General features: G+C 68.2%; 27 protein-coding genes. 12 read left to right on the forward strand and 15 right to left on the reverse strand.

What is annotated here, in order from left to right; translation table 11 throughout:
* Position 1 precedes the first annotated feature (1 nt).
* From FHD67_RS03185 to FHD67_RS03215, 7 genes are read right to left on the reverse strand one after another with little or no spacing between them, the layout of a single operon-like run.
* Positions 2-1183, reverse strand: a complete 1182-nt coding sequence (locus FHD67_RS03185) for an acyl-CoA dehydrogenase family protein (RefSeq protein WP_046000732.1) — start codon at positions 1181-1183, stop codon at positions 2-4.
* Positions 1183-2358: an acetyl-CoA C-acyltransferase gene (locus FHD67_RS03190; RefSeq protein WP_139597792.1), complete on the reverse strand. Its 1176-nt coding sequence runs from the start codon at positions 2356-2358 to the stop codon at positions 1183-1185. Before FHD67_RS03190 ends, FHD67_RS03185 begins: the two co-directional genes overlap by 1 nt.
* Positions 2355-4439, reverse strand: coding sequence for a 3-hydroxyacyl-CoA dehydrogenase NAD-binding domain-containing protein (locus tag FHD67_RS03195; protein WP_246071205.1), 2085 nt, complete (start codon positions 4437-4439; stop codon positions 2355-2357). Before FHD67_RS03195 ends, FHD67_RS03190 begins: the two co-directional genes overlap by 4 nt.
* A gap of 13 nt (positions 4440-4452) precedes the next feature.
* Positions 4453-5286: an IclR family transcriptional regulator gene (locus tag FHD67_RS03200; protein WP_139597794.1), complete on the reverse strand. Its 834-nt coding sequence runs from the start codon at positions 5284-5286 to the stop codon at positions 4453-4455.
* A complete protein-coding gene (locus FHD67_RS03205; protein WP_139597795.1) occupies positions 5286-6614 on the reverse strand; it encodes a TRAP transporter large permease in 1329 nt (442 codons plus the stop codon). The genes FHD67_RS03200 and FHD67_RS03205 overlap by 1 nt, the downstream gene beginning before the upstream one ends.
* Complete coding sequence (locus FHD67_RS03210; RefSeq protein WP_045980970.1) at positions 6614-7120, reverse strand: TRAP transporter small permease; 507 nt, start codon at positions 7118-7120, stop codon at positions 6614-6616. The genes FHD67_RS03205 and FHD67_RS03210 overlap by 1 nt, the downstream gene beginning before the upstream one ends.
* A gap of 4 nt (positions 7121-7124) precedes the next feature.
* A complete protein-coding gene (locus tag FHD67_RS03215; protein ID WP_046000728.1) occupies positions 7125-8183 on the reverse strand; it encodes a C4-dicarboxylate TRAP transporter substrate-binding protein in 1059 nt (352 codons plus the stop codon).
* Between the two features lie 145 nt (positions 8184-8328).
* Between FHD67_RS03215 and FHD67_RS03220 the strand changes: the two genes are divergently transcribed.
* Positions 8329-9672: a L,D-transpeptidase family protein gene (locus FHD67_RS03220; protein ID WP_139597796.1), complete on the forward strand. Its 1344-nt coding sequence runs from the start codon at positions 8329-8331 to the stop codon at positions 9670-9672.
* Positions 9669-10490, forward strand: a complete 822-nt coding sequence (locus tag FHD67_RS03225) for an extensin-like domain-containing protein (protein ID WP_046000727.1) — start codon at positions 9669-9671, stop codon at positions 10488-10490. Before FHD67_RS03220 ends, FHD67_RS03225 begins: the two co-directional genes overlap by 4 nt.
* Before the next feature lie 4 nt (positions 10491-10494).
* On the opposite strand, the gene FHD67_RS03230 is transcribed toward FHD67_RS03225, so the two are convergent.
* Positions 10495-11226 (reverse strand): Crp/Fnr family transcriptional regulator, encoded by a 732-nt coding sequence (locus FHD67_RS03230; protein ID WP_045980973.1) that lies wholly within the window; start codon positions 11224-11226, stop codon positions 10495-10497.
* A 113-nt stretch (positions 11227-11339) separates the two neighbouring features.
* The gene (locus FHD67_RS03235) at positions 11340-12662 is read right to left on the reverse strand and encodes a FliI/YscN family ATPase (protein ID WP_046000726.1); all 1323 of its coding nucleotides are present in this window, start codon (positions 12660-12662) and stop codon (positions 11340-11342) included.
* 99 nt (positions 12663-12761) lie between these two features.
* Here FHD67_RS03235 and FHD67_RS03240 point away from each other — a divergent pair, with 99 nt between their 5' ends.
* The 10 genes from FHD67_RS03240 (at position 12762) to FHD67_RS03285 (ending at position 18387) form a co-directional block, all read left to right on the forward strand.
* Complete coding sequence (locus tag FHD67_RS03240; RefSeq protein ID WP_139597797.1) at positions 12762-13151, forward strand: FlgB family protein; 390 nt, start codon at positions 12762-12764, stop codon at positions 13149-13151.
* A 12-nt stretch (positions 13152-13163) separates the two neighbouring features.
* Positions 13164-13556 carry a flagellar basal body rod protein FlgC gene (flgC, locus tag FHD67_RS03245; RefSeq protein WP_139597798.1) on the forward strand — a complete coding sequence of 131 codons (393 nt, stop codon included), beginning with the start codon at positions 13164-13166 and terminating at the stop codon, positions 13554-13556.
* Positions 13557-13568: 12 nt separating this feature from the next.
* On the forward strand, positions 13569-13853 hold the full coding sequence (fliE, locus tag FHD67_RS03250) for a flagellar hook-basal body complex protein FliE (RefSeq protein ID WP_127897719.1): 285 nt from the start codon (positions 13569-13571) through the stop codon (positions 13851-13853).
* 15 nt (positions 13854-13868) lie between these two features.
* Positions 13869-14135, forward strand: coding sequence for a flagellar biosynthetic protein FliQ (locus FHD67_RS03255; protein WP_042250834.1), 267 nt, complete (start codon positions 13869-13871; stop codon positions 14133-14135).
* Position 14136: 1 nt separating this feature from the next.
* A complete protein-coding gene (locus FHD67_RS03260; RefSeq protein WP_045980978.1) occupies positions 14137-14853 on the forward strand; it encodes a flagellar hook-basal body complex protein in 717 nt (238 codons plus the stop codon).
* A 9-nt stretch (positions 14854-14862) separates the two neighbouring features.
* Entirely contained in the window at positions 14863-15648 is a 786-nt protein-coding gene (gene flgG, locus FHD67_RS03265; RefSeq protein ID WP_045980979.1) for a flagellar basal-body rod protein FlgG, read from the forward strand.
* Positions 15648-16061 carry a flagellar basal body P-ring formation chaperone FlgA gene (flgA, locus tag FHD67_RS03270; protein WP_139597799.1) on the forward strand — a complete coding sequence of 138 codons (414 nt, stop codon included), beginning with the start codon at positions 15648-15650 and terminating at the stop codon, positions 16059-16061. Before flgG ends, flgA begins: the two co-directional genes overlap by 1 nt.
* A gap of 11 nt (positions 16062-16072) precedes the next feature.
* The gene (gene flgH, locus FHD67_RS03275; RefSeq protein WP_046000723.1) at positions 16073-16798 is read left to right on the forward strand and encodes a flagellar basal body L-ring protein FlgH; all 726 of its coding nucleotides are present in this window, start codon (positions 16073-16075) and stop codon (positions 16796-16798) included.
* 10 nt (positions 16799-16808) lie between these two features.
* Positions 16809-17375: a hypothetical protein gene (locus FHD67_RS03280; RefSeq protein ID WP_139597800.1), complete on the forward strand. Its 567-nt coding sequence runs from the start codon at positions 16809-16811 to the stop codon at positions 17373-17375.
* 85 nt (positions 17376-17460) lie between these two features.
* Positions 17461-18387, forward strand: coding sequence for a glycosyltransferase (locus tag FHD67_RS03285; RefSeq protein WP_218062266.1), 927 nt, complete (start codon positions 17461-17463; stop codon positions 18385-18387).
* Positions 18388-18390: 3 nt separating this feature from the next.
* Here FHD67_RS03285 and FHD67_RS03290 read toward each other — a convergent pair whose 3' ends face one another.
* From FHD67_RS03290 to FHD67_RS03315, 6 genes are all read right to left on the reverse strand, one after another.
* Positions 18391-19494 (reverse strand): flagellar basal body P-ring protein FlgI, encoded by a 1104-nt coding sequence (locus tag FHD67_RS03290; RefSeq protein ID WP_045980982.1) that lies wholly within the window; start codon positions 19492-19494, stop codon positions 18391-18393.
* A complete protein-coding gene (locus FHD67_RS03295; RefSeq protein WP_045980983.1) occupies positions 19491-20504 on the reverse strand; it encodes a hypothetical protein in 1014 nt (337 codons plus the stop codon). The genes FHD67_RS03290 and FHD67_RS03295 overlap by 4 nt, the downstream gene beginning before the upstream one ends.
* A gap of 2 nt (positions 20505-20506) precedes the next feature.
* Positions 20507-21952 carry a flagellar hook-associated protein FlgK gene (gene flgK / locus FHD67_RS03300; protein WP_139597802.1) on the reverse strand — a complete coding sequence of 482 codons (1446 nt, stop codon included), beginning with the start codon at positions 21950-21952 and terminating at the stop codon, positions 20507-20509.
* Between the two features lie 36 nt (positions 21953-21988).
* Complete coding sequence (locus tag FHD67_RS03305) at positions 21989-23287, reverse strand: flagellar hook protein FlgE (RefSeq protein ID WP_139597803.1); 1299 nt, start codon at positions 23285-23287, stop codon at positions 21989-21991.
* A 76-nt stretch (positions 23288-23363) separates the two neighbouring features.
* A complete protein-coding gene (locus FHD67_RS03310) occupies positions 23364-24140 on the reverse strand; it encodes a flagellar motor protein MotB (RefSeq protein ID WP_046000719.1) in 777 nt (258 codons plus the stop codon).
* A gap of 79 nt (positions 24141-24219) precedes the next feature.
* A complete protein-coding gene (locus FHD67_RS03315) occupies positions 24220-25434 on the reverse strand; it encodes a phenylacetate--CoA ligase family protein (RefSeq protein ID WP_139597804.1) in 1215 nt (404 codons plus the stop codon).
* Between the last annotated feature and the right edge of the window lie 7 nt (positions 25435-25441).

Raw genomic sequence — 25441 nt, forward strand, 5'->3', positions numbered from 1 at the left:
CTTATCCTTTCGCCAGCGCGCCGGAGATGATGCTGCGCTGGACCTCGTTCGAGCCGCCATAGATCGACAGCTTGCGGTTGTTCAGCCAGGTGGCGCTGGCGGCCAGGGCCTCGTCGGCGCCCTCGGGGCCTTCGTTGCCCTCCAGCGTCAGGGCCATCGCCTGCCCGCCATAGGCGCGCCGGGTCAGCGCATCCAGCCGCTGGCGGATCTGGGTGCCCTTGATCTTGAGCATGCTGCTCTCGATGCCGGGTGCCTGGCCCTGGGCCGCCGCCGACAGCATGCGCAGGTTGGTGGTGGACATGGCCATCAGCTCGATCTCGACGCCCGCCATTTCGGCGGCGAACAGCGGATCGTCGGACAGGGGCTGGCCGCGATGGCGCTGCGCCTTGGCCACGCGTTTCAGGTTGTCCAGCGCGGCGGTGGCAAAGCCCACGCCCGCGATGTTCGTGCGCTCATGCGTCAGCAGGTATTTCGCATAGGTCCAGCCCTGGTTCTCCTCGCCGACCAGATTGGCGGCGGGCACGCGGACATTGTCGAACCAGACCTCGTTCACCTCGGCCGTGCCGTCCAGCAGGACGATGGGGCGCACGGTGACGCCGGGCGTCTCCATGTCGATCAGCAGGAAGCTGATGCCCTCCTGCTTCTTGCCGGTGGCATTGGTGCGCACCAGGCAGAAGATCATGTTGGCGTGCTGGCCAAGCGTGGTCCAGGTCTTCTGCCCGTTGACGACATAGTGGTCGCCGTCGCGCACGGCCTCGCAGCGCAGGCTGGCCAGGTCCGATCCGGCGCCGGGCTCGGAATAGCCCTGGCACCACCAGTCGTCGCCGTTCAGGATGCGGGGCAGCCAATAGTCCTGCTGTTCCTTGGACCCAAACTTCTGCAGGACCGGCCCCAGCATGGCGATGCCGAAGGGCACGATGCGCGGCGCGTGCGCGCGGGCCGATTCCTCCTCGAAGATGTGGCGCTGGATCGCGGTCCAGCCCGCGCCGCCGAACTCCTTGGGCCAGTTCCCGGCCAGCCAGCCGCGTGATTGCAGCTTGGCGTGCCAGCCCTCCATCTCGGCCTTGGTCAGGTCGTGATGGAGCCGCACCTTGCGGGCCAGCGCGGGGTCCAGTTCGGCCTTCAGAAAAGCGCGGATCTCGTCGCGGAAGGCGGTTTCCTCGGGGGTAAAGCTCATGTCCATCAGAAGATCTCCAGAAGTCCGGCGGCGCCCTGGCCACCGCCCACGCACATGGTCACGACGCCCCATTTGGCGCCCCGGCGGCGGCCTTCGCGCAGCAGATGGCCCGCGGTGCGCGCGCCGGTCATGCCGAAGGGATGGCCGATGGAAATGGCCCCGCCGTTCACGTTGTATTTTGCCGGGTCGATGCCAAGCGTGTCGCGGCAATAGAGGCACTGGCTGGCGAAGGCCTCGTTCAGCTCCCACAGGTCGATGTCATCGACCGTCAGCCCGTGGCGCTCCAGCAGGCGCGGCACGGCAAAGACCGGGCCGATGCCCATCTCGTCGGGCGCGCAGCCCGCGACGGCAAAGCCGCGGAAGGCGCCAAGCGGTTCCAGGTTCAGCGATGCGGCCAGGTCGGCCTCCATCACCAGCAGCGCCGCGGCCCCGTCGGACAGCTGGGACGCGTTGCCCGCCGTGATGAACTGGCCCGCGCCGCGCACCGGCTCCAGCTTGGCCAGCGCCTCCAGCGTGGTGCCGGGGCGGTTGCCCTCGTCGGCGGCGATGGTGACCTCGCGGTCGGCGGTCTCGCCGGTCGCCTTGTCGGTGACGGACATGGTGACCGTCATCGGGATGATCTCGTCGTCGAAGATCCCGGCAGCCTGCGCCGCGGCCGTGCGGGCCTGGGATTCGACGGCATAGGCGTCCTGCGCCTCGCGGCTGACGCCATAGCGGGCTGCCACGATGTCGGCGGTCTCGAGCATGGTCATGTAGAGGTCGGGGCGGTTCGCCTCGATCCAGGCCTCGCGCGAATGGCGCACGGGCGGCTGGACCATCGAGATGCTCTCGACCCCGCCGACCAGCACGGCGCGCGCGCCCTCATGGGCGACCATCTGCGCGCCCTGCGCTAGCGCCTGCAGGCCCGATGCGCAGAAGCGGTTGACCGTGGCGCCCGCGATGCTGTCGGGCAGGCCCGCGCGGATCACCGCCTGGCGGGCAATGTTGCCGCCCGTCGCGGCCTCGGGATAGCCGCAGCCCCAGAGGCTGTCCTCGATCAGCGCGGGGTCGATGCCCGCACGCTCGACCACGGCGCGGGCGGTGGCGCCGGCCAGCACGGCCCCGTGGGTCTGGTTGAAGGCGCCGCGTTTCGCGCGCCCGATGGCGGTGCGGGCGGTCGAGACGATCACGGGCTGTTTCATGCGGATGTTCCTTGGTTCAGGTCGGCAAAGCCGCGGCCGTCGGCCACCAGTTCGGCCAGAAGCGGCGCGGGCTGCCAGAAATGGTCGTCGTCTTCGGCAAAGCGGCGGATGTCGGACAGGATGCGGTCCAGACCGTGGGCGTCGGCCCAGTGCATCGGCCCGCCCCGCCAGCGCGGAAAGCCGTATCCGTTCAGCATCACCACATCGACGTCCAGCGGTCGCAGCGCGGTGCCGTCGGCCACCGTGCGGGCAGCCTCGTTCACCATTGCGGCCATGGTGCGGGCGACGATTTCGGCGTCGTCGAAATCGCGGGGCGTGATGCCCAGATCGGACCGCACCGCGTCCAGGATCGCGGGCAGGTCCGGGTTCGGCTGCGGCTTGTCGTCGGCATAGACGTAATAGCCGCGCCCCGTCTTGCGGCCCAGATCGCCCTGTTCGTACAGGCGGTCGGCAAAGACCGGAACACGGTCGCGCGGATGGCGGTCGACCGCCTTGCGCTGGCGGGTCATCGCGCCGATATCCAGGCCCGCCAGGTCGCTGACCGCATAGGGGCCCATGGCGAACCCGAAATCGGTCAGCGCGCGGTCGACCTGCTGGGGCGACGCACCGTCCAGCACCATCGCATCGACCGCCGCGCGGTAATGCGACAGGATGCGGTTGCCGATGAAACCGTCGCAGACGCCCGCGCGGACCGCGATCTTGCCAAGGCGCTTGGCCAAGGCAAAGCCCGTGGCCACGACCTCGGGGGCGGTGCGGTCCGCGACCACGACCTCCAGCAGGCGCATGACATGGGCCGGAGAGAAGAAATGCAGGCCGATCACGTCGCGCGGGCGGCGCGTCGCGTCGGCGATGCGGTCCACGTCCAGATAGGACGTGTTGGTCGCCAGCACCGCATCGGGCTTTGCCACGCGGTCGATGGCGGCAAAGACCTGTTCCTTGACCTCCATCGATTCGAACACCGCCTCGACGATCAGGTCGGCCTGACCCAGGGCCGCGTAATCCGTGTCGGTGCGGAATGCCCCGGACAGGATCGCATCCCGGCGCGCGGCGGCCAGCTTGCCGCGGCTGACGGCCCCCGCCAGCAGGTCGCCGACCGTCGCCTGCGCGCGGGCGGTCGCTTGGTCGTCCCGTTCGATCAGGGTCACGTCCAGCCCGGCCAGCAGGCAGGACACCGCGATGCCCGCGCCCATCGTGCCGCCGCCGATCACGCCGATCCGGTCCAGGGGGCGCGGTGTCACGCCCTTGATCTGCGGCAGATGGGCCACGGCGCGTTCGGAAAAGAAGGCATGGATCAGTGCGGCGCGCTGCGGGCTGTCCATCAGCGCCATAAAGCCCGCGCGCTCGATCGCCATGCCCTGGTTGAAGGGCTGTGCCAGGCCGTCGGTCACCACGTCCACCGCCGTCGCCTGCGCGATCTGGCCGGGCAGCTTGCGCGCCAGGGTAGCCTTCAGCGCCTGCGCGGCATCCGGGTCCGGGGCGGGTGCGGGCAGATCGCGCGTCCGGCGCGGCGGCTGGCCCGCCAGCGTATCGGCCAGCGCGATCGCGTCCGCGGTCAGATCGCCCTGCGACAGCGCGTCGATCAGCCCCAGGTCCAGCGCCTGCGCGGCGGGAACCTGGCGGGCGCTGGTAATGATGTCCAGGGCGGCGGCGGTGCCGATCAGGCGCGGCAGGCGTTGCGTGCCGCCCGCACCGGGCAGCAGCCCCAGGGTCACCTCGGGCAGGCCCATGCGGGTGCCGGGGGCCGCGATCCGCGCATGGCACCCAAGGGCCAGTTCCAGCCCGCCGCCCAGGGCGGTGCCATGCAGCGCCGCAACGACGGGCTTGTCCAGGGACTCGATGGCGGCGATCACGTCGGGCAGGATCGGCGCCTGCGACGGCTTGCCGAATTCCGAGATGTCGGCACCTGCGACCCAGGTGCGGCCGGCGCACAGGATCACGGCAGCGTCTGCGCCTGTGTCCGCGGCAAAGTCACGCGCCGCGTCCATCAGGCCCTGCCGCACGGCATGGCCCGTGGCGTTGACCGGCGGATTGTCGATGGTGATCAGGCCGATGCGGCCTTGGCGGGCATAGGATACGGACATCTGGGAAAACCTCTCAGTCATTCGGGCTGCCGGGCCAGGCGGGCACGCCGTCGGCACCGACCAGCCGTTGCAGGCGGGCGACCGTTTCGCGCAGCACGGGGCCGACATGGGCATGGATGCGGTCGTCGGGCAGCACGTCGTCCAGCGCCCCGCAGGAGAACATCACCGGGCCGGCCAGCCGCGCCGACCGGAACGGCACCGACACCGCCGAGATGTTGGACGAATAGCGCAGCCCCAGGCGCACCACGGTATAGCCCTTGGCGATCAGTTGGCCGCGCGCCTCCAGCCGCAGATCCTCCAGCGTGCCGCCGTCCAGCGGCGGTTCGGGATGATCGGCCAGCAGGCCCGCGAATTCCTCGCGCGTGGTGGCGCCCAGCAGGGCCAGGCCCGACGACGATCCGGCGATGGGCAGGCGGTGGCCCACCTCCAGCCAGATCGACGCCGCGCGCTGCGGCCGCCAGGTGCGCATCAGGGCGACCTTGTCGCGGTCGCGCACCGCGAACAGGACCAGCGTGCCGGTCTGGTCGGCCAGGGCCTGCATCATGCCCTGCGCCGAATCCAGGAAGGCCAGCGATGCCGCCGCCACATGCCCCATCGCCAGCAGCGTCGGGCCGGGACGATAGCGGTCGTTGCGCTGCGGCTGCGTCAGGTAGCCCAGGCAGCCAAGCGTGTAGGTCAGCCGCGACACGGTCGATTTCGGCAGGCCGGTGCGTTCCGCGATCTGCGCGTTGCTCAGCCCGTCGTCATCGGTCCGGAACGCCCGCAGCACCGACAGCCCGCGCGCCAGCGCGGTGGCAAAGTTGCGGTCGTCCTCATAATCGGGGCGCGTGTCCGGGGCCGGGGTCATCACATGGACCCCGGAATCAGCAGCGACAGGATGGGGAACAGGATCAGCAGCAGCAGGACCAGCATGTCCACGGCCAGGAACCGCGTGACGCCGGCAAAGATCTTGTCGATCCCCACCGACTTGGTGACGTTGCTGACCACGAAGACGTTCAGGCCCACGGGCGGCGTGATCAGCCCGATCTCCAGCAGCTTGACGACGATGACGCCGAACCAGATCAGGTTCAGGCCGTAGCCCTCGATCAGCGGCACCATGAAGGGCAGCGTCAGGACCATGATCCCGATCGGGTCCAGGAACATTCCCAGCACCAGATAGATCACCACGACGACCAGCATCAGCATGGCCAGCGACAGTTCGGCGTCCGACACCATGCCCACAACCGCCCCCGCCATGCCCGTCAGCGCGACGAAGCTGACGAAGATCTTGGCGGCGCCCGCGATCAGGAAGATCGCCGCGGTCTGCACCAGGCTTTCGCGGACCGCGCGCCACATCACGCCCATCGTCAGGCGGCGTTGGGCAAAGCCGATGATCGTGGTCAGCACGACGCTGACGGCCGCGGCCTCGGTCGCGGTGAACATGCCGCCATAGATACCGCCGACGATGACCACGAACAGCAGCAGCGCGGGCCAGGCCGCGATGGCCGCATCGGTCCGGCTGGCATCGCCGCGTTCGCCGCGGGGGGCCGCGTCCGGGTCGCGGTTCACCCACCAGGCGATGACCAGCAGCATGCCGGCCAGCGAAAGGATGCCCGGCAGGATGCCCGCTAGAAACAGCTGCGCGATCGATGTCTCGGTGAAGATGCCATACAGGATGAACAGCACGGATGGCGGGATCAGCGACCCCAGGGTGCCGCCCACCGCCACCGATGCGGTGGCCAGCTTGGGGTCATAGCCCATGCGCAGCATCTCGGGGACGCAGATGCGTCCCATTGTCGAGGCGCAGGCGATCGACGACCCCGAGATGGCCGAGAACCCGCCGCATCCCAGCACCGATGCCATGGCCACGCCGCCCCGCACCGGCCGCAGCCAGACCGCCGCCGCGTCATAGATGCGCGTGGTGATGCCGGCATAGAACGCGATGTTGCCCAGGGCCACGAACAGCGGCACCATCGACAGATCGTAGGAGTGGACCAGGTCGAAGAAGTTCGAGAAGACCACCGAGCTGGTGGGGTTCAGCGCCCGTTCCGGCATCCACGCGCCGGAGCGCGTGGCATAGACCAGGAACGTACCCACGCTGGCCACGCCCGCCAGGGCGAACGCGATGGGCACGCGCATCGCCAGCAGCACCAGAACCGCCGCCATCGCGACAAGGCCGATCGTCATCGGGTCCATCAGTTCACCTCGTTTCCGTCGGCATCCAGGATCACGTCGCCGTGGCGCAGCTGCCGCAGGTCACCCACCAGCAGCATCGCCAGCCGCACCCACATCAGCAGCAGCCCGGCCATGAACAGCGCCACGCCCGGCCAGCGCGGCAGGTTCAGGTCGCCATAGTAGAACTCGCCCGAGGCGAAGGCCTGACCGGCCACCCGCCAGGACGCATAGATCAGCGGCATCAGCGCCAGAAGGCCAACGACATGGCCCAGCACGATCAGGGTCGCGCGCAGGCGCGGCGGCATGCGGTCCGACAGGAAGGTGACGGCGACGTGGCTGCGCGCCGCCGTCGCCGCCGCCATGGGCAGCAGGATGGCCGCGACCATCAGTTCGCGGACCAGGATGATCGCATCGGGCACGCTGGTTCCCCAGAACGCACGCATCGCGACGTTGGCAAAGATCACCAGCCCCAGCGCGATCAGCGCCAGGACGGCCAGGTCCAGAAGTGTCCGTTCGATCACGCGCATGGGATCAGCCGCGCTCCCAGGGATAACCCTGCGTTTCCAGCTCCTGCGTGTATTGCGCGATCAGCCCGCGGTATTCGTCCAGCAGCGCCTGTCCGTCCAGGCCCGCGGCATCCGCCCGTGCGACCCATTCGTCCAGGTAGGGCTGGCCCGCCTCGGTCAGCCGCGCGCGATCCTCGTCCGAGAAGCTGACGATCTCCTTGCCGGCATCCTCCAGGATCTTGATCGATTCGGCGTTCGCCTGTTCGATGATGCGGCCGAATTCGTCGGCCAGCCCCTCGCCCGCGGTCATGATGACCTGCTGCTGCTCTGGGGACAGCGAATCGAACATCGACTTGTTCATGACGATGCCAAGCGCGCCGACCTGGCCCCAGTCGATGAAGGTGTAGCTGTCGAAGACCTCGTCGAACTTCAGCGCCGCGACCAGGTAGGAATAGGTCTGGGTGCAGTCCAACAGGCCGTTCTCCATACCCTGATAGGCCTCGTATACGCTCATGTCGACCAAAGTCGCGCCCAGGTCGCGGAAGGTCTGGCCATAGGCGCCGACGCCGCGGACCTTCTTGCCCGCCAGCTGGTCGACCGAGGTCACCGCCGGCCCCTTGCAGCCCATCTGCACCGCAGAGGTGGTGTAGGTGCCCACATAGACCAGGTTCTGCGCGGCCAGGTTGGCCTTGATCTGCTCGTTGTTGCGCATCAGCGCGTCGGTGGCCTTCATGCCCACCCACGGATCGGGATTGTCCAGCGGCAGGTCGGCGATGCCGTAGGCCACCATGTCCTGGGGGAAATAGACGCCGATGACGCTGCCCAGGTCGGCCACGCCGTCGCGCAGGGACTGGACGGCGGCCTTTTCCGAAAAGAGCGCCCCGCCCCAGGTGATGTCCAGCGTCAGGTCGCCGCCCGACTGTTCGGCCACCTGATCGGCGAACCACTGCGTCGCCTCGGCGCGCGCGCCGCGGTTGGGACCGGGCTCGCCATAGATCAGCGTGGTCTGCGACATGGCGGGGGCGGCAAGGGCTGCGGTCAGGCCGGCAGCCATCAGCGCCGTGCGATACGACGGTGTGGTCATGATAAAACTCCTCCCAGTTCCACTTAGCAGGCTGCCATTCCGCACTGCGGAACGCAACCTTGAATTGACCTGATTGTGACCACTGCGCTATCTGGCGGTTTTCCGCCTGATGCCGGATGTTGCGCCTTCACCATCGGAGCTTCCCATGACGCCCCACCCCGTCCGACCGCTGCTGCTGGCCCTTGGCCTGTCCCTGGGCTGGGCCTGGTCCGCCGCGGCCCAGACCCCGGACCTGCCCTTCACCGCCGCCGAGATCGAGGCCGCGCAGTATGACGGCAGCGATCTGCCCCGGGGCCGGTCGGCCCTGACCGCCAAGGTGCAGCTGCTGCTGGACCGGTCGGGAACCTCTCCGGGCGTCATCGACGGGTTCAAGGGCGGGATGAGCCAGAGCGCGATCAAGGCGTTCGAACGCCGCACGGGACTGCCCCAGGACGGCGTGATGGACCCGCATGTCTGGAACCTGCTGCAGTCCTTCGCGACGCGCCCCGTCACCCAGACCTATGTCGTCACCGCCGAGGACGCCGCCGGGCTGGCCGCGTCGATCCCCACGGATTACGCGGAAAAGGCGCTGATGCCCGCCATGGCCCATACCAGCGTCGCCGAACGCCTGGGCGAGCGGTTCCACATGGACGAGAAGTTCATCGAGTTCCTGAACCCCGGCGTGGCCCTGGTACCCGGCGCGACCATCCAGGTGATGGCGCCGAATCCCCGCCTGCGCGGCCAGGTCACGCGGATCATCATCGACAAGGACAACCGCCGCGTCGCCGGATACAACGCCCGCGGCCAGATGGTCGTGGATTACCCGGCAACCATCGGCAGCAGCGCCACCCCCTCGCCGCAGGGGGCGCACAATGTGCGGACCGTGGCGATCAACCCGAACTATACCTATAATCCCAACGTCAATTTCCGCCAGGAAGGCAACGACAGTCCGCTGGTCATCCCGCCGGGGCCGAACGGGCCGGTGGGCACCGTCTGGATCGGGCTGACCAAGCCCACCTACGGCATCCACGGCACGCCCACCCCGTCGCAGCTGTTCGCGAACCAGTCGATGGGCTGCGTGCGCCTGACCAACTGGGATGCCGAGGAGCTGGCCGGCATGGTCACCATCGGCGGCACCGAGGTCCAGTTCCTGGATGCCGGGGTCACCATCGCCGACGTGACCGGCAGCGGCACCGCGGTCAGCCCGCCCGTGGCCGAAATCGCGCTGCCCGAAGGCACGACCGACCAGATCACGACGCCAGATCCCGCGCAGCCGCTGTCGCTGCCCGATCCTCAGGCGCCTGCCACCGTCGCCCCGACGACCCCGGCAGCTGCAGCCCCGACCCCCACTGCCCCGACGCCGATGGCCCCTGCGGCCACGGATCCGGCGGCCATCCCCGCCGCGCCGGATGCCACAGCGCCCGTGACCCCTGATCCGCTCAGCGATGCCCTCAGCGGCGCGCTGCCCGAAGGGTTCGTCGTCCCGCCCTTGGAAGAGTCGCAGCCATGATCCGCGCCGCGGGGACGATCATCGCGTTGACGCTGGCGGTGGTCCCCGCCCTGGCGCAGGAGCGCACCCCTGAGGCAGAGCCTGACACCGCCCAGACCGCCGACCGCCCGCCCGAAAAGCCCGAAGCTGCGGAACCGGCGCCAGCGCCGGACCCGGTCCCTGATGCGATCAGCGAATCGGTACCGGACGAACCTGCAGCGCAGCCCTTTGGCCCGCCTCCCCCGCCGGTCTGGTTCACCTTGGCCGAGACGGACGCGGAATATGACGCCTGCCGACTGGCGCTGTCGGTGATGGGCGCGCAATTCCGCCCCCAGCCCCCCGTGACCGACCCGGACAACCGCGACTGCGGCATCGCCCGTCCGCTGCAGGTCAGCCGCATCCTGCCCGACGTCGCCCTGTCGGGCGAGCCGGTGATGCGCTGTGCGGCCGCGCTGTCGCTGGCCTTGTGGACGCGGGATTTCCTGCAGCCTGCTGCGGGGCTTCTGCCCGAAACGCCGCGCCTGACCGCGCTGGAGACCGGACCAGCCTATTCCTGCCGCGACCGCGTGGGGACCGGAGAGGCCGACCCGAAACCATCAGAACACGGCTATGGCAATGCGATCGACGTGATGGGCTTTCGCTTCGACGATGGCGATCCCGTGCTGGTGCAGCCGCGCCAAGGCGACGGTGATGCCGCCGAAAGCTTTCAGAAGGCAGCGCAGGGAACCGGATGCCTGCTGTTCACCACCGTTCTGGGACCGGGATCGAACGCCGCGCATGACGACCACCTGCATCTGGACATGGCGGCCCGGAACGGCGGCTGGCGGCTGTGCGAATGATACCTCAGCGGCTCTGACGCTCCATGTCCAGATAGGTCGGGTCGAACCGGGCCAGCATCGCCAGGCCCTTCCAGTCCAGGATCGACACATCGGCCCCCGACCAGCGCAGCAGGCCGCGATCACGCAGATCGCGCACGGCCCGGTTCACATGAATGGGTGAATATCCCAGGATATCCGCCAGTTCGCGTTGCAGCAAAGGCAGAGAGAACTGATGGTCGGCCGCGGCGCCGACGGCGTTCAGGCGGGTATAGACCTCGCACAGCAGGTGGGCCAGATGCGCGCTCGAGCGCAGCGAGGCCGCCGCGACCAGCCATTGCCGGTGCACCGCCGCGTCGATCAGCGTCGCCATCCACAAGAGGCGCGTCAGGTGCGGAAAGTTCTCGGTGATCTCGACCAGTTCGTCGTGATCGACGAACTCGACCTCGGCGGGACCGACAGCGACGACGGAATGTTCCAGCCCGGCCAGAACGAATCCGTGCAGATCGACGAAATCGCCCGGCACGTGCAGGGCGGTGATCACCCGTTCGTCGGGTCGGCCGACCAGGCGGTGCGAACGCGCCGACATGCCGCGCAGCATCATGCAGCTGCGTTTTGCGACCCGGTCGACGGGGACGATCACCTCTCCGGAGGCGAAGCTGACATGCTGGGTGCGCAGGGCGCGAAGACGGGCCAGATCGCGTTCGGGCAAACTGTCACGTCGTTGAAGGAAGCGGATAAAATACTCGGTAATCGCCATTCCGCCCCTCCTTCTAAGGCAGCCGGACAGTTGCAAATCGGGATTCTGGACGCAATGGTCCCCCCATGCGTTCTAACATTGATTAAGCCAACGCAACGCGGCGCCGCTTGGTTTCACGCGCGCGCGCGCATGGGCAGGCGCAGCGCGGCCTCCAACGCGGCAAAGCTGTCCGCGATGCCGGGGCAGCGTCGCGTCACGAATTCGTCCAGCTGGGGGTACAATCGCACCGCCTCGTCCAGCTTGGCGTCCGAACCGGGCGCATAGAGGCCCGCGCGGATCATCAGTTCCGATTCGGCATAGGCGCCAAGCGCCGCGCGGGCCCGCCCGATGGCGGCGTTCTCGACCGCGCTGGCGGCGTCGGGCAGCGACCGTGACACCGACCGCACCACGTCGACCGCCGGAAAGCGGCCCCGTTCCGCGATGGTGCGGTCCAGCACGACATGGCCGTCCAGCGTCCCGCGCAGGATGTCGGCCACCGGCTCCTCCATGTCCGATCCCGCGACCAGCACGCTGAAAATGCCGGTGATGTCGCCCGACCCTTCCGGGCCGGGGCCTGCGCGTTCCGCCAGCGCCATGATCAGGTTCGACACCGACGGAGGAAAGCCGCGATAGCTGGGCGGCTCGCCCGCGGCCAGGGCGATCTCGCGGTGCGCCTCGGCAAAGCGGGTGATCGAATCGGCCAGGAACAGGACGTGGCGGCCCTGGTCGCGAAAATGCTCGGCCACGGCCATCGCTGCCCAGGCACAGCGCCGCCGGATCAGCGGCGACTGATCCGAGGTCGCCGCGACGATCACCGCACGGGCCATGCCCTCCGGACCCATCGTCTTTTCGACGAATTCGCGCAGCTCGCGACCGCGTTCGCCGATCATGGCGATCACCACGACATCGGCCTGCACACCGCGTGCCATCTGCGACAGCAGCGTGGATTTTCCCACCCCCGACCCCGCGAACAGGCCGATCCGCTGTCCCGCGACGATGGGCAGCAGCGTGTCGAAGACCGCCATTCCGGTGGCCAGCCGCGCCCCAAGGCGCTTGCGCGTGGCGGCAGGCGGCGCTTCGGTCCGAAAACTGCGGCGCGTCAGGCCCTGGGTCAGCGGGCGACCGTCTAGGGGCTGTCCCAACGGGTCGATGATCCGGCCGATCCAGGCATCGCAGGGCGCGATTCGGGGCGCGAAGTCCAGCTGCACCTGGGCGCCGACCGACAGCCCCTCGATCGGGCCTTCGGGCAGGATCTGGGCGGCGCGGGGCGACAGGCCCACGATCTCTCCGCCCAGATCGCCCGATTGCAGGGCGATTCGCACCCGGTCGCCGACCGATGCGCGCCCGTTCAGCCCTTCGGCGGCGATCAGGCCCGCGCGGATCGACTGCACGCGACCGTAATGCGTGGCCAAGCGCAGCTGCGACAGCCGGCGCGCGATCGATTCAAGCTTGTCCATCCGGTCTCCTTTCGCCGCGTGTCGAAAATCCGGCGGCTGAAACGGTTTCTAAACCAATTGGGGTTAAGACCGGGTTTATCGAGATTGAGGAGAAGCCTCATGTTTGAGAAGATCGAAATGCTGCGGATGGCCCGCGCGATGGGCCAGCACACGCAGGCCCGCCACATCGAGGTGGCGCGCAACATCGCCCACGCGGACACGCCCGGTTTCCGGGCCCACGACCTGCAGCCCTTTGCCGAGACCTATCGGCAGGCCGAGGAGGGCGGCACGCTGCGCGTGTCGAACGCCCGCCACCTGGATGCGCCGCAATGGTCGCCCGGCGGGGCGCGGGTGATCGAGGTCGCGGGCCCCGTCTCTCCGAACGGCAACTCCGTGTCGCTGGAGGAGGAGATGGTCCGCGCCGCCGAGGTCAAGAGCAGCCATGACCGCTCGCTGACCATCTATCGCTCGGGGCTGGACCTGCTGCGGTCCAGTCTGGGACGCAGGTAAGGAACCACCACCATGACCGATCAGATTTCACCGCTGCGCATGGCAGCGTCGGGGATGCGTGCGCAGACCGAACGCCTGCGCCACACGTCCGAGAACATCGCGAACGCCGACACGCCCGGCTATCGCCGCAAGCTGGTGGCCTTCGAGGAGGCCGTCCGTTTCGGCCGCACGACGGGCGAGGTCCAGGCCGGCCGCATGCAGCTGGACCAGTCGGAGCTGCCGCGCATCCACGACCCCGCGCATCCGATGGCCGACCAGGACGGCTATTACGACGGATCCAACGTCGATCTGGTGATCGAGCTGGCCGATGCCCGCGAGGCGGGCCGCAGCTACGAGGCCAACCTGCGCATGTTCGAACAGACCCGTCAGATGAACGGATCGCTTCTTGACCTTCTTCGCCGCTAGAAAGGCCGACCCATGATTTCCGGATTGAACGCCGCCAACGCCTATTCCGCCGCCCGCACCGCCGTGGCCCCCCAGCAGGGATCGGAGGCCCTGGCCCGCGTGGGCCAGGCCGCCGAGGATTTCGCCGCCCAGATGGCTCAGGTCGACCAAGTCGCAACCGGCGCCATGACCGGCCAGACCAGCACCCAGCAGCTGGTCCAGACCATCGCCGAGGCCGAGCTGACCATGAACACCGTCGTGGCGATCCGCGACAAGGTCGTCGAGGCGTACCAGGAAATCCTGCGGATGCCGGTGTAGGGAAGGAACGTCGTGATGGGAGAGACGGTCCTTTTCGACATGCTGCGCCAGGCGCTGCTGATCTCGGTCCGGATCTCGGCCCCGCTTCTGGGGGTCGCGCTGATCGCGGGGGTGGTGATCGGCCTGTTCCAGGCGCTGACCTCGGTTCAGGAGATGACACTGACCTTCGTGCCCAAGGTGGGGCTGATGCTGGTCGTCTTCTGGGTCTCGATGAGCTTCATGACCACCGCCCTGGCGGATTTCTACCTGGGCGAAATCATCCCCATGATCGCGGGCAGCTGAGATGGACAACGCAATCTATGCCAGCCTGTCGCGGCAATCCGGCCTGATGGCCGAAATGCGTGTCGTGGCCAACAACATCGCCAATGCCAACACCACCGGTTACCGGCGCGAGGGGGTGATCTTTGCCGAACACCTGTCCGCGCTGGACAGGCAGGGCGACACGCTGTCGATGGCCCACGCCCGCGGCCGCCTGCTGGACCTGCAGCAGGGCGGGCTGACGCAGACCAACAACAGCATGGACCTGGCCATCGAGGGCGAGGGGTTCTTTCTGGTCGAGGCGCCCGACGGGCTGCGCCTGACCCGCGCGGGCGCCTTCATCCCCTCGGCCGAGGGGGAACTGATGACCGCCGACGGCCACCGTCTGCTGGACGAGGGTCAGGCGCCGATCATCCTGCCGGCCGGCGCCAATGCGGTGGCCATCGGTGCCGACGGCACGCTGTCGTCGAACGGCCTGCCCTTTGGCCGCATCGGCCTGTTCACCCCGCCCGAAGGCACCGACCTGACCCGCCAGAGCGGCACCGGCTTCGCCGTCGAGGGCGAGCCGCAGCTGGTCGAGGAGGGCCGCATCCGCCAGGGCTTCCTGGAGGACAGCAACGTCGACCCGATCTTCGAGATCACCCGCATGATCGAGGTCCAGCGCGCCTACGAGCTGGGCCAGACTTTCCTGGATCGCGAGGATCAGCGGATCCGCGGCGCGATCACCGCCATGACCCGATAAGGAGCCACCATGAGAGCCCTGCAGATCGCCGCCTCCGGCATGAGCGCGCAGCAGACCCGCGTCGAGGTCATCTCGAACAACCTCGCGAACATGTCCACGACCGGCTACAACGCCCGCCGTGCCGAATTCGCGGACCTGCACTACCAGCAGGCCGCCCGTCCGGGCAGCGTCACCGCCGCCGACGGAACGGTGATCCCCGCCGGGGTCCAGCTGGGCCTTGGCGTGCGCCCGACAGCGGTCAGCGTGAACCTGCAGCAGGGCGCGCTGACGCAGACGGGCGGCGACCTGGACCTGGCCATCGAGGGCGATGGTTATCTTGAGGTGACGCTGCCGTCCGGGGTCTCGGGGTATACCCGCGACGGCGGGCTGAAGCGCTCGCCCGAGGGGCAGATCGTGACCTCGGACGGCTATCCGGTCGTCCCCGACATCACCATCCCCGAGGATGCCCGCGCCATCACCATCAATGCCGGCGGAGAGGTCTATGCCTACTTCGCCGACCGGGTCGATGCCGAGCTGCTGGGCCAGCTGACCCTGGCCGGTTTCGCAAACGAGAAGGGCCTCGAGGCGATCGGGTCCAACCTGTTCATCGAGACCGCAGCCTCGGGCGGCCCGCAGGTCGTGAATCCCGGCCAGGACGGCCTGGGCACCCTGCGCCAGGGCTATCTGGAGGAAAGCTCGGTCGATGCGGTGCGCGAGATCACCGACCTGATCAAGGCGCAGCGCGGCTATGAGCTGAACGCCAAGGTCATCACCGCTGCCGACCAGATGCTCGGCGCCACGACGCAGGTGCGGTGATGCGGGCGCTGATCGTGATACTGGCGCTGCTGCCGGGGGCGGCCTTCGCAGGCGCCCTGGGCGCGGCGCACACCCTGCCGGTCGGGCACGTGATCGCGGCGGGCGACCTGACGGTGATCGACAGCGACCGGCCCGGCCTGACAGACCCGTCCGCTGCGATCGGGATGCAGACCCGCATCACCATCTACGAAGGCCGGCCGCTGCACGCCAACATGCTGCAGGCGCCCCGCGTGATCGGCCGCAATCAGATCGTGCGCCTGCGCTTTCAGCGGGGCGCCCTGCAGATCGACACCGAGGGACGCGCCATGTCGGACGGCGCCGCCGGAGAACTGATCCGCGTCATGAACATGGGCTCGCGCAGCACGGTCACCGCCCAGGTGATGCCGGACGGCACGCTGGCCGTCACCAATTGAGAGGAACGACGATGAAACCCGCCTATCTGCTGTGCCTGGCCCTTGCCGCCGCGGGCTGTTCGCGCGCCGCCAATATCGGCCAGCCGCCCGAACTGACCTCGCCCCGCGAGACCGAGGAATTCCTGGCGATGACCAATCCGCCCCTGAACCTGCCGCTGGATTCGGGCCGCCCCGAGGCCGCGGCCTCACTGTGGGCCGGCACCCAGTCTTCGTTGATCAGCGACCGTCGCGCGGCCATCCGCGGCGATATCCTGACCGTCGTGATCGAGATCGACGACGAGGCGACGATCAGCAACAGCAGCGGCCGCAACCGCTCCAGCAGCGAGAGCCTGTCGATCCCGCAGATGGTCGGCATCCCGCAGCGCCTTGGCGAGAAGCTGCCCGAAGGGGCCAGCTTCGACAACCTGGCCGACGCGTCGTCGTCGTCTTCCTATCGCGGCAACGGCAACATCTCGCGACGCGATCAGCTGACGTTGCGGGTGGCGGCGACGGTCGTGGACACGCTGCCCAACGGCACGCTGCAGATCCAGGGCACGCAAGAGGTCCGCGTGAACTTCGAATTGCGCGAGCTGACCGTCAGCGGCTTCGTACGCCCCGCCGACATCGATCGCAGCAACGAGATCGCCTATGACCGCATCGCCGGTGCGCGCATCAGCTATGGCGGCCGCGGCCAGATCACCGATGTGCAGCAGCCGCGCTATGGCCAGCAGATCGCCGACATCGTCCTGCCCTATTGAAGGTGTTCCCGTGATCAAGAAAATCATTCCCATCGCCCTGCCCGTGCTGGCCCTGGTCGGCGGCGCATTCGGCGGCGACATGCTGCGCGCCCCCGCATCACCGGCCGATCCCGCAACCGAGGCCGCAGCCGCGGACGATCACGGCGCAGCCCCCGCCGATGACGGCCACGGCGGTGGCGAGGATCATGGCGGCGACGATCACGGGGGCGGAGACCACGGCGGTGGCGACCATGGTGGCGGGGGTGACCCCACCGAGGCCGCCTATTTCCAGTTCCCGACCCAGTTCTTCGTGCCCTTGATGCGTCAGGGCGACCTGCGCGACGTGATGATCCTGACGGTGACCCTGCAGACCGACGGGGCCAACCTCCAGGCGTTGTCGAAGAAAGAGCACATCCTGCGCGACGCCCTGCTGCGCCAGTTGATGATCCACGCCAATACCGGCGGTTTCGATGGCAACTTCACCGCGGATCGCAACCTTGTCACCCTGCGCGAGGGTCTGCTGCAGGCCGCCAAGGCTGCGACGGATGCCCCCGTCACCGCCGTCCTGATCGAGGATATCGCCCGCCAGCCGGGCTGACCTGCTTGCCCTTGCCGCGCCTTCGGGCCAGAACCGCAGACACCCGGAGCGACCGCTTCGGGTGTCTGCTTTTTCGGAGGGGCCGTTGCACGCGCATCACGTGGTGATCCTGATGGCGACCTGGCAGGGCGCGCCGCACCTGGGCACGCAGCTGGACAGCATCGCGGCACAGACGCACGCGGATTGGTCGCTGATCGTGTCCGATGATGGGTCGACCGATGAAACCCGGCAGATCGTCGAACGGTTCGCGGCGGATCGGCCCGCAGGACAGGTGCGGCTGGTCGACGGACCGCGCGCGGGCGCCACGCGGAACTTCCTGTCGCTGCTGGATCACGTGCCCCCCGACGCATCGGCCGCGTTCTGCGATCAGGACGACCAGTGGCTGCCGCACAAGCTGGCCCGCGCGATGTCCGCCTTGCAGGGGTTGGCAGGACCCGCCCATTACGCCGCCCGGACCATCATCACCGATGCGGACCTGCGCCCCTTGGCACCATCGCGCCGGTTCCTTCGTCCCTTGGGCTTTCGCAACGCGCTGGTCCAGGCCTGCATGGCGGGCAACACCTCGGTGTTCAACCGGCACGCCGTGGCGCTGCTGCAGCACGGCGCGCCGCATGCGATGCGGGCGGGGGTGATCTCTCATGACTGGTGGGCCTATCAGGTCAGCGCGGGCCACGGCGCGACGCTGATCCACGACCCGGAACCCGGGTTGCTGTACCGCCAGCATGCCCGATCCGAGGTGGGGCGCAACGATACCCTGCCTGCGCTGGCCGCGCGGCTGCGCAAGCTGATGGCCGGGCAGTTCGGCGGCTGGCTGCGGGCCAACCGCGCCAGCCTATTGCCCCTGGATCTTCCGTCCGACAGCCGCGCGACGCTGGCGCATCTGGGCCGGATGCTGGACAGCACCGGGCCGCAGGCCATAATGGCCATGCGGCGTGGCGGATTTTATCGGCAGACGCGGCCCGGGACGGCGGCCCTTGCGCTGTCGGCGCTGACCGGCGCCCTGCGCGCCTGATCGCTATTCGACGATCAGGTCCGCGTGCAGGGCACCTGCCGAATGGATCGATTTCAGGATGTCGATCATGTCGCGGGGCCGCACCCCCAAGGCATTCAGACCGTCGACCAGATCCGACAGGTTGGTCTCTCCGGCCACTTCGACAAAGCCAATGCCGGGTTCCTGGTTCACGTCGACGGCAGTGCGTGGTACGGTCACGGTCTCTCCAGCGGCAAACGGGTTGGGCTGGGATACCAGCGGCGCCTCGGCCACGCGCAGGGTCAGGTTGCCCTGCGACACCGCCACCCGGGAAATGCGCACGCGTTCGCCCACCACGATCGTCCCGGACTTGTGGTCGATCACGACCTTGGCCCGGTCTTCGGGTTCGATCAGCAGGTTCTCGATCCGGCCGACGACGCGGGCGGGGTTCACGTCGCCCAGGCCGCGGAAGTTCACGACGACCGTGCCGCTGTCCAGCGTCACGGCCAGTTGACGGTTGAAATCACGGTTGATCGCGTCCTCGACCCGCGTGGCGGTGGTGAAATCGGCATTGCGCAACGCGATGCGGATGTCGTCGATGCCGGCGAAATCGAACTCTACCTCGCGCTCGACCCGGGCGCCGACCGGGATGCTGCCGGTGGTGGGCACGCCCTCGACCACGCGGGCCGCGTCGCCCTGCGCCGCGACCCCGCCCGCGATGATCGATCCCTGGGCCACGGCATAGATGTTGCCATCCGCGGCCTTCAGCGGGGTCATCACCAGCGTACCGCCCAGCAGGCTTTTCGCGTCGCCGATCGCAGAGACGCTCACGTCGATCCTGCTGCCCGACCGCGCAAAGGGCGGCAGGGTGGCCGTCACGATCACCGCCGCCACGTTCTTGGACCTCAGGGCGTCGTCGGTGACGTTCACCCCAAGCCGTTCCAGCAGGCCGGCCAGCATCTCTTCGGTGAAGGGGGCATTGCGCATGCCGTCGCCCGACCCGTCCAAGCCGACGACAAGCCCATAGCCGACCAAATCGTTGCCCCGTACGCCGTCGAAATCTGCCAGATCCTTGATGCGCACGGGTACAGCCAGGGCCGAGGTCGCCACGGCCATCCACAGGATCAGTGCTTGCAGAACCGTCTTCATCGCAGGAAATCCACCAGTTTGAGGTTCGCCAGCCGCGCCTGGACCGCATAGAGCGATTCCAGTTGGCTTTGCACTTCGGTCAGGGCTGCTGCCGTCTCGAACGGGTCGGCGCTGCGAATGTCGCCGCGGGCCCGTTCCAGCGTGTTAAGGGTCGAGGTCCCGGTGACCTGCGCGCGCTCGACGGTCTGCTGGGCAAGGCCCACACGCCCCATCTCTCCCAGAACGGCGCTGTCCGCGGCGACCATCAGGGTGCCGCCCGTGGACAACAGCTCCCTCCGCTCGGCCACGTTGCCCGCCAGGATACCGCGGTCCAGGATGGCTGCGGTCGCCAAGCCCTTCAGCAGGTCGCGCACCGGGCCGGACGCACCGGTCGTCTGCATCTCGACCGAAACGCCTTCTCCGACGGTGATCCGCTGCGGCTGGCCAAGGGTCCCGTGATAGGCCGTGTCCAGAAACCCGCCCCCCCCGGCCGGAGCGTCGAACCAGTCGGACACCGCCTGCGCGACGTCTGCGGCTGTGGTCAGTGGCGCGACGATGGCCTGCAGGCTATCCAGGATGCTGGTCGCGTCCGACAGGGGGGCCACGTCTGACGCCTCTCCGGACAGAAGGTACCGGTTGCTGTTCGTGCCGTTCAGCCTCTGGATCACCGAATCGAACGCATTGGCCACTTCTGTCGACCGCGTCCCCAGCAGGGCCTGATCGTTGAACGGGTCGGTGGCCAGGGCCAGGCCCAGCTCCGTCGTGCTGAGCCGGACGGCGTCGAACATGTCCTGCACCGCCTGCAGCCGGATGCCCGCATCCTGACCGTTCTGGCGCAACTGCCCGGCCAACTGGATGCGGCCTTCGATCTCGTTCAGGGCGCGGGTGTTGCCGCCAACGCGCTGGCCCACATCCGCGACCTGCCCGGACGCGACCTCTTGGGTCAGGGTGGACAGGGTCGTCTTGATCCGGTTCGAGGCGACCTGCAGCGCATAGGCGCGGGCTTGGTCACCGATACTGTTCAGGGTCACGGCTACATCCTCAGGATCTGGTTGATCATCTCGTCCACGGCGACCAGCACGCGGGCATTGGCGGCATAGGACTGTTCGTATTGCAGCAGGCGTTGCATCTCGGCGTCGCTGTCCACGCCCTCGGCCATCAGGCTGGAGGCGATGGTCGACTGGCGGCTGCTGCGGATGGTCAGGTCGGCCTCGGCCTCGACGCGCCGCGTCGACACCCGCGACTCGACCGACCCGAACCGGGCGGTCAGCGTGCCGTTCCCCTCGAAGCCGCTGCCCGCCTGCGCCGGGCGCGAGGCGTCCAGCGCCTGGACCAGCGCGGAAAGGATCGCGGATTGGCCCGTCGGTTCGCCGTTCGCAGCCTGCAGGCCCGACCTCAGGCGCCACAGCTGGCCCCCCTGTCCCGGATCGACCGTCGCATTCAGCGCGATCCGACCGGACAGGCCCACGACCGTCGCTGCGGTCGCGCGCGCACCGCCGTCGGTGAACAGCCCGGCATCGGCAGCCCCGAGGGACGGATCGACAGCGGGATCGACCAAACGCTGGTGCAGGTCAAAGGCCATGTCGTCCAGTTCCGACTGCATCTGCGGGGCCAACTGATCGCGAATCTGGAAGTTGGCGGCCAAGGACCCGCCGCCGAACAGGCGCATCTGCGCCGCGGTGACCGGCGTCCCGTTCAGGGTCAGCAGTTCCAGGGGTGCGCCAACGACCTGGCCCGCGGTCACCTGATCCGCGCCTGAAAATCCCAGCCGGGCCGGCACGCTGCCATCCAGCAGCACCGCCCCCTCGGCGCTGAACAGGGCGACCTTGCCCGAGTCGCGCGCGACCTCTTGAATGGGAATGATGCTTGCGATGCGGTCGATCACCTGCTGGCGTTCGTCCATCAAGGGCGTCGCATCCTTGCCGTCCGAATCCAGGATGGAGATGCGCGCATTCAGATAGGCCACCCGCTCCAGCGAGGCATTCACCGTCGCCACGTCGGACGCGATGCCCTGCTGCGCGGCGCTGCGCGCGCCCTGAACCGCGGTCGACGCCGCGTTCAGCCGGTCCGCCAGCGCCGAGGCCGTGCTGACGACCTGCGACAGGCGGATCTCGTCATCGGGCCGCGTCGCCGCACTGCTGAGCGCGGCCTGGAAATCGGTCAGCGCACCCGACAGGGAATGCGCCTCTCCGGGAAGGCCGATGACCTTTTCCATCGACCGGTGAAACGACGCCCGTGCGGTGCCGTCACCGACGGACGAGGCCGCCAGGCGCGATTCGGAGAGTAGGCTGGAATTGACGATCCGGGTGATGCCGTCGATGCGCACGCCCCCGCCGTGCAGTTGGGCGGACACCACCATATCGCGCCGGGCATAACCGGGCGTCATGACGTTGGCGATGTTCGACGCCACCGTTTCGGTGCCGCGCGCGGTGGCGGTCAGCCCCGACATCGCGTTCGATATCGCCTTGGCAATGCTCATGTCCGGCCTCCTTCACCCGATCCCCTGCGGGGCGGATCAGCGCTTGATGTTCGTGGTTTCCTGCAGCATCTCATCGACCGTCTGGATGATCTTGGCGTTCGACGAATAGGCGCGTTGCGTGGTGATCAGATGCGTCAGTTCCTGCGCGATGTCGGTGGTCGACGCCTCGCGGGCATAGCCGGCGATGGCGCCCGTCGGCCCATCACCCGCATCCCACAGGAAGAAACCGCCTGAATCGGGCGATGTCTTGAAGGCCTGCCCCTCGACCGCCACCAGGCCGTTGGGATTCGGGACGTCGATGACGGGGATCTTGTACAGCGCCTTGACGAAACCGGTGTCGTAGGTCGCCTTGACATAGCCCTGCGGGTCAACCTCGACCGCGACCAGCTGCCCCACCGGAGAGCCGTTCTTGACCACGTTCGACGGAGAGAAGCTGGCCGCCAGCTGCTTTAGGCCCGAGGCTCCGCCCGGCACGCCGATGGAAAGCTCTATGTTGCCGCCCCCGACGGTCAGCGGGATCGCCCCGGTTGCCGGATCATAGCCGCCGCCGACGACGTTCAGCAGTGCGCCCCCCGCCCCCTGGCTGTCGTCGAACGTCACCTGGAAGGTGGAGATCGGGTTGGCCGCGGGATCACTGGCACTGTCGCTAATGCTGACCGTCCAGGTGTTCGACATGCCGGTTGGATCGCTGGTGTCGGGCGTGAAGGTGATGTCCAGCGATTCCGAGGTTCCCAGGTTGCCGAAATATTCGACACGCAGCGGCAGCGGGTCGCCCGAGCCGGTGGGCAGGGTCTCTGTCGCGGGCAGATTGGCGCCAAGCGACACCTGCGTCGTCGGATCCCCGACAGGGCGGTTCGATTCGATGCGGATCGGCTGCAGTGCGGCCGACGTGTCGCGCGCGACAAGCGGCATGCTGCCGTCCGCGGCCGTGGGCCAGCCCATCAGCACCAGCCCGCTTTCGGTGCGCAGCAAGCCGCCCGCATCGGGACGGAACGCACCGGTCCGCGTCATCATCAGCGACGGCGCCCCCCCACCGGTTGCATCGTTCAGGGTCGTCACGGGCAGCATGCCCCGCCCGGTCATCGCAAGATCCAGCGCATTCGACGTGGTCACGATCGCACCGTCCTGCGACACCGATCGCGTCGTCGACGCGCGAACGCCGCCTGCGGTGTAAAGACCCGCCCCCTGCCCTACGACCAGCGCATTGAAGTCGGTCTCGACACGCTTGTACCCGAAGGTCGATGCGTTCGCGATATTGTCCGAGATGGTTCCCAGCCGCGACGAGTTCGCGGCAAGGCCGGACACGCCGGCATTCATCGCAGAGGAGATGGACATGGACAGACACCCTTCTGATTTCGGTCTTGTCCGTCACCCTGCCCGTGAACGCTTAAGATAAGGCTAACCGCGACGGCTACCTGAGTAAAATCAGCTCTATCCGGTTGTTCAGCGGGTCCATCGGATTGCCCTGCCGGTTCTTGCGGTCCGCATAGCCGCTGACCCGCTGTACGCGCTTGCCGTCGAAACCCTGCTGTTCCAGCAGGTTGCGCACCGTATGTGCCCGGGCATCCGACAGCGGCCAGACCGGCGACGCGACCAGGGTTTCGGGATAGGCGCGCACATGGCCCGAGATCGCTACATCGTTCCTGACATGCCGGATGACCCGCGCGATGATTCCCATCAGTTCGGACAGGGCGGGCTGGGGCTGGGCGGTGTCCTCGACGAACAGGGGGGCGTCGGTCAGATCGCCCAGCTCGATCACCAGCCCTTCGTCGGTCATGCGGGTCACGACATGCTGCAGCAGGTTGGTCAGCTGGGATGATTCGGCGCCCGTGCCGGTCAGGCTGTCCTGGACGGCGCGGGCGACCTCCTCGAAGTCGCCTGCACTGTCGCTGTCGGGCAGCGGCGCCTCGACCGCGTGACGGACGCCGTCCTCGGTCCCGTCGCCGCCGCCGCTGGTGGTGGCGTTCGGCGTCTGGATCACCGTCGGTGCGAAGTAGTCGGCCAGACCGGTCTTCTGCTCCTCGGTGGTGGCGTTCAGCAGCCACATCAGCAGGAAGAACGCCATCATCGCGGTCACGAAATCCGCATAGGCGACCTTCCACGCGCCACCGTGGTGGCCGCCGTCGGACGACGCCTCGACGCGCTTGATGATGATGGACGGCCCGTTCAGCCCCTTGCCCGCAGCCATGATGTCTATCCTTCGTTCCGGTCAGGCATCCTTGTCGCCGGGGCAAAGGTTTCGATCAAGTTAACGGATCAAATGCGTCCTATTCATAGCTGCGGCGATCCTCGATGACCTTGCCATCATTGGGCAGGCTGCCCGGTGCCACCAGTTCGATGTCGCCGCGCAGCTTCAGCGTGTCCATGACCGATGCGGCATAGTCGCCCCCCTGACCCGCAGTTTCCAGTTGCACGGTCATCACGTCCATCTCTCCGCGACGATCGGCGATCACGCGGGCGCGGGACACGTCCGCGTGGCGCGCGACCAGGGCCGCCACCTGTTCCGGGCGCACGAACATGCCCTTGATCTTGGTCGTCTGATCGGCGCGCCCCATCCACCCCTTGATGCGCATGTTGGTACGACCACAAGGGCTGGTGCCTACAAGGACCGCAGACAGGTCACCCGTCGCGAAACGAACCAGCGGATAATCCGGGTTCAGCGTGGTCACCAACACTTCGCCGACCTCGCCGTCGGGAACCGGATCGCCAGTGCCGGGGCGCACGATCTCGACGATCACGCCCTCGTCCACGATCATTCCCTCCATCGCCTCGCTCTCATAGGCGATGTTGCCCAGGTCGGCGGTGGCATAGCACTGCCGCGTGACGATCCCCCGGTCGGCATACATCTGGCGCAGCGACGGGAACAGCGCGCCGCCGCCCACCACGGCCTTGGTGAAGGACAGCACCTCGCCCATCTCGTCGGCACGGTCCAGGATCACCTTGAGGAAATCGGGCGTGCCGGCATAGCAGGTCGTGCCGATGTCGACGGCCGCGCGCACCTGCAGTTCTGTCTGCCCGGTGCCGGCAGGCAGGACCGCCGCATCGACGGCCCGCGCGCCCGATTCGAACATCATCCCGGCAGGCGTCAGGTGATAGCCGAAGCAGTTCTGGACGATGTCTCCCTGCCCCACGCCCGCGGCATGCAGGAAGCGGCCAAGCCGCCACCAGTCGCCGTCGCGCCGACCGGGTTCATAGATCGGGCCGGGGCTTTGAAAGATGTGGTCGAACTGCGCGGCGGGGCGGGTGGTATAGCCGCCGAAGGGGGGCTGCTTGCGCTGCGCCTCGGACAGCTCGGCCTTGCGGATCACCGGCAGGCGGGCCAGCGCGGCGCGGTCGGTCACCACCTCCGGCTCCACGTCGCGCAGAAGGCGCGCCATCGCGGGGGCCAGCTTGGCGCGGCTCAGCGCCAGCGGCAGGGCCTGGGCCAGCGCCTCGGCGCGCTGACCCTCGTCGCGCGTTTCCAGATCGTCGTAATATCCCATGATGACC

This window comes from Paracoccus haeundaensis, from assembly GCF_006239215.1.
Taxonomy (GTDB): domain Bacteria; phylum Pseudomonadota; class Alphaproteobacteria; order Rhodobacterales; family Rhodobacteraceae; genus Paracoccus; species Paracoccus marcusii.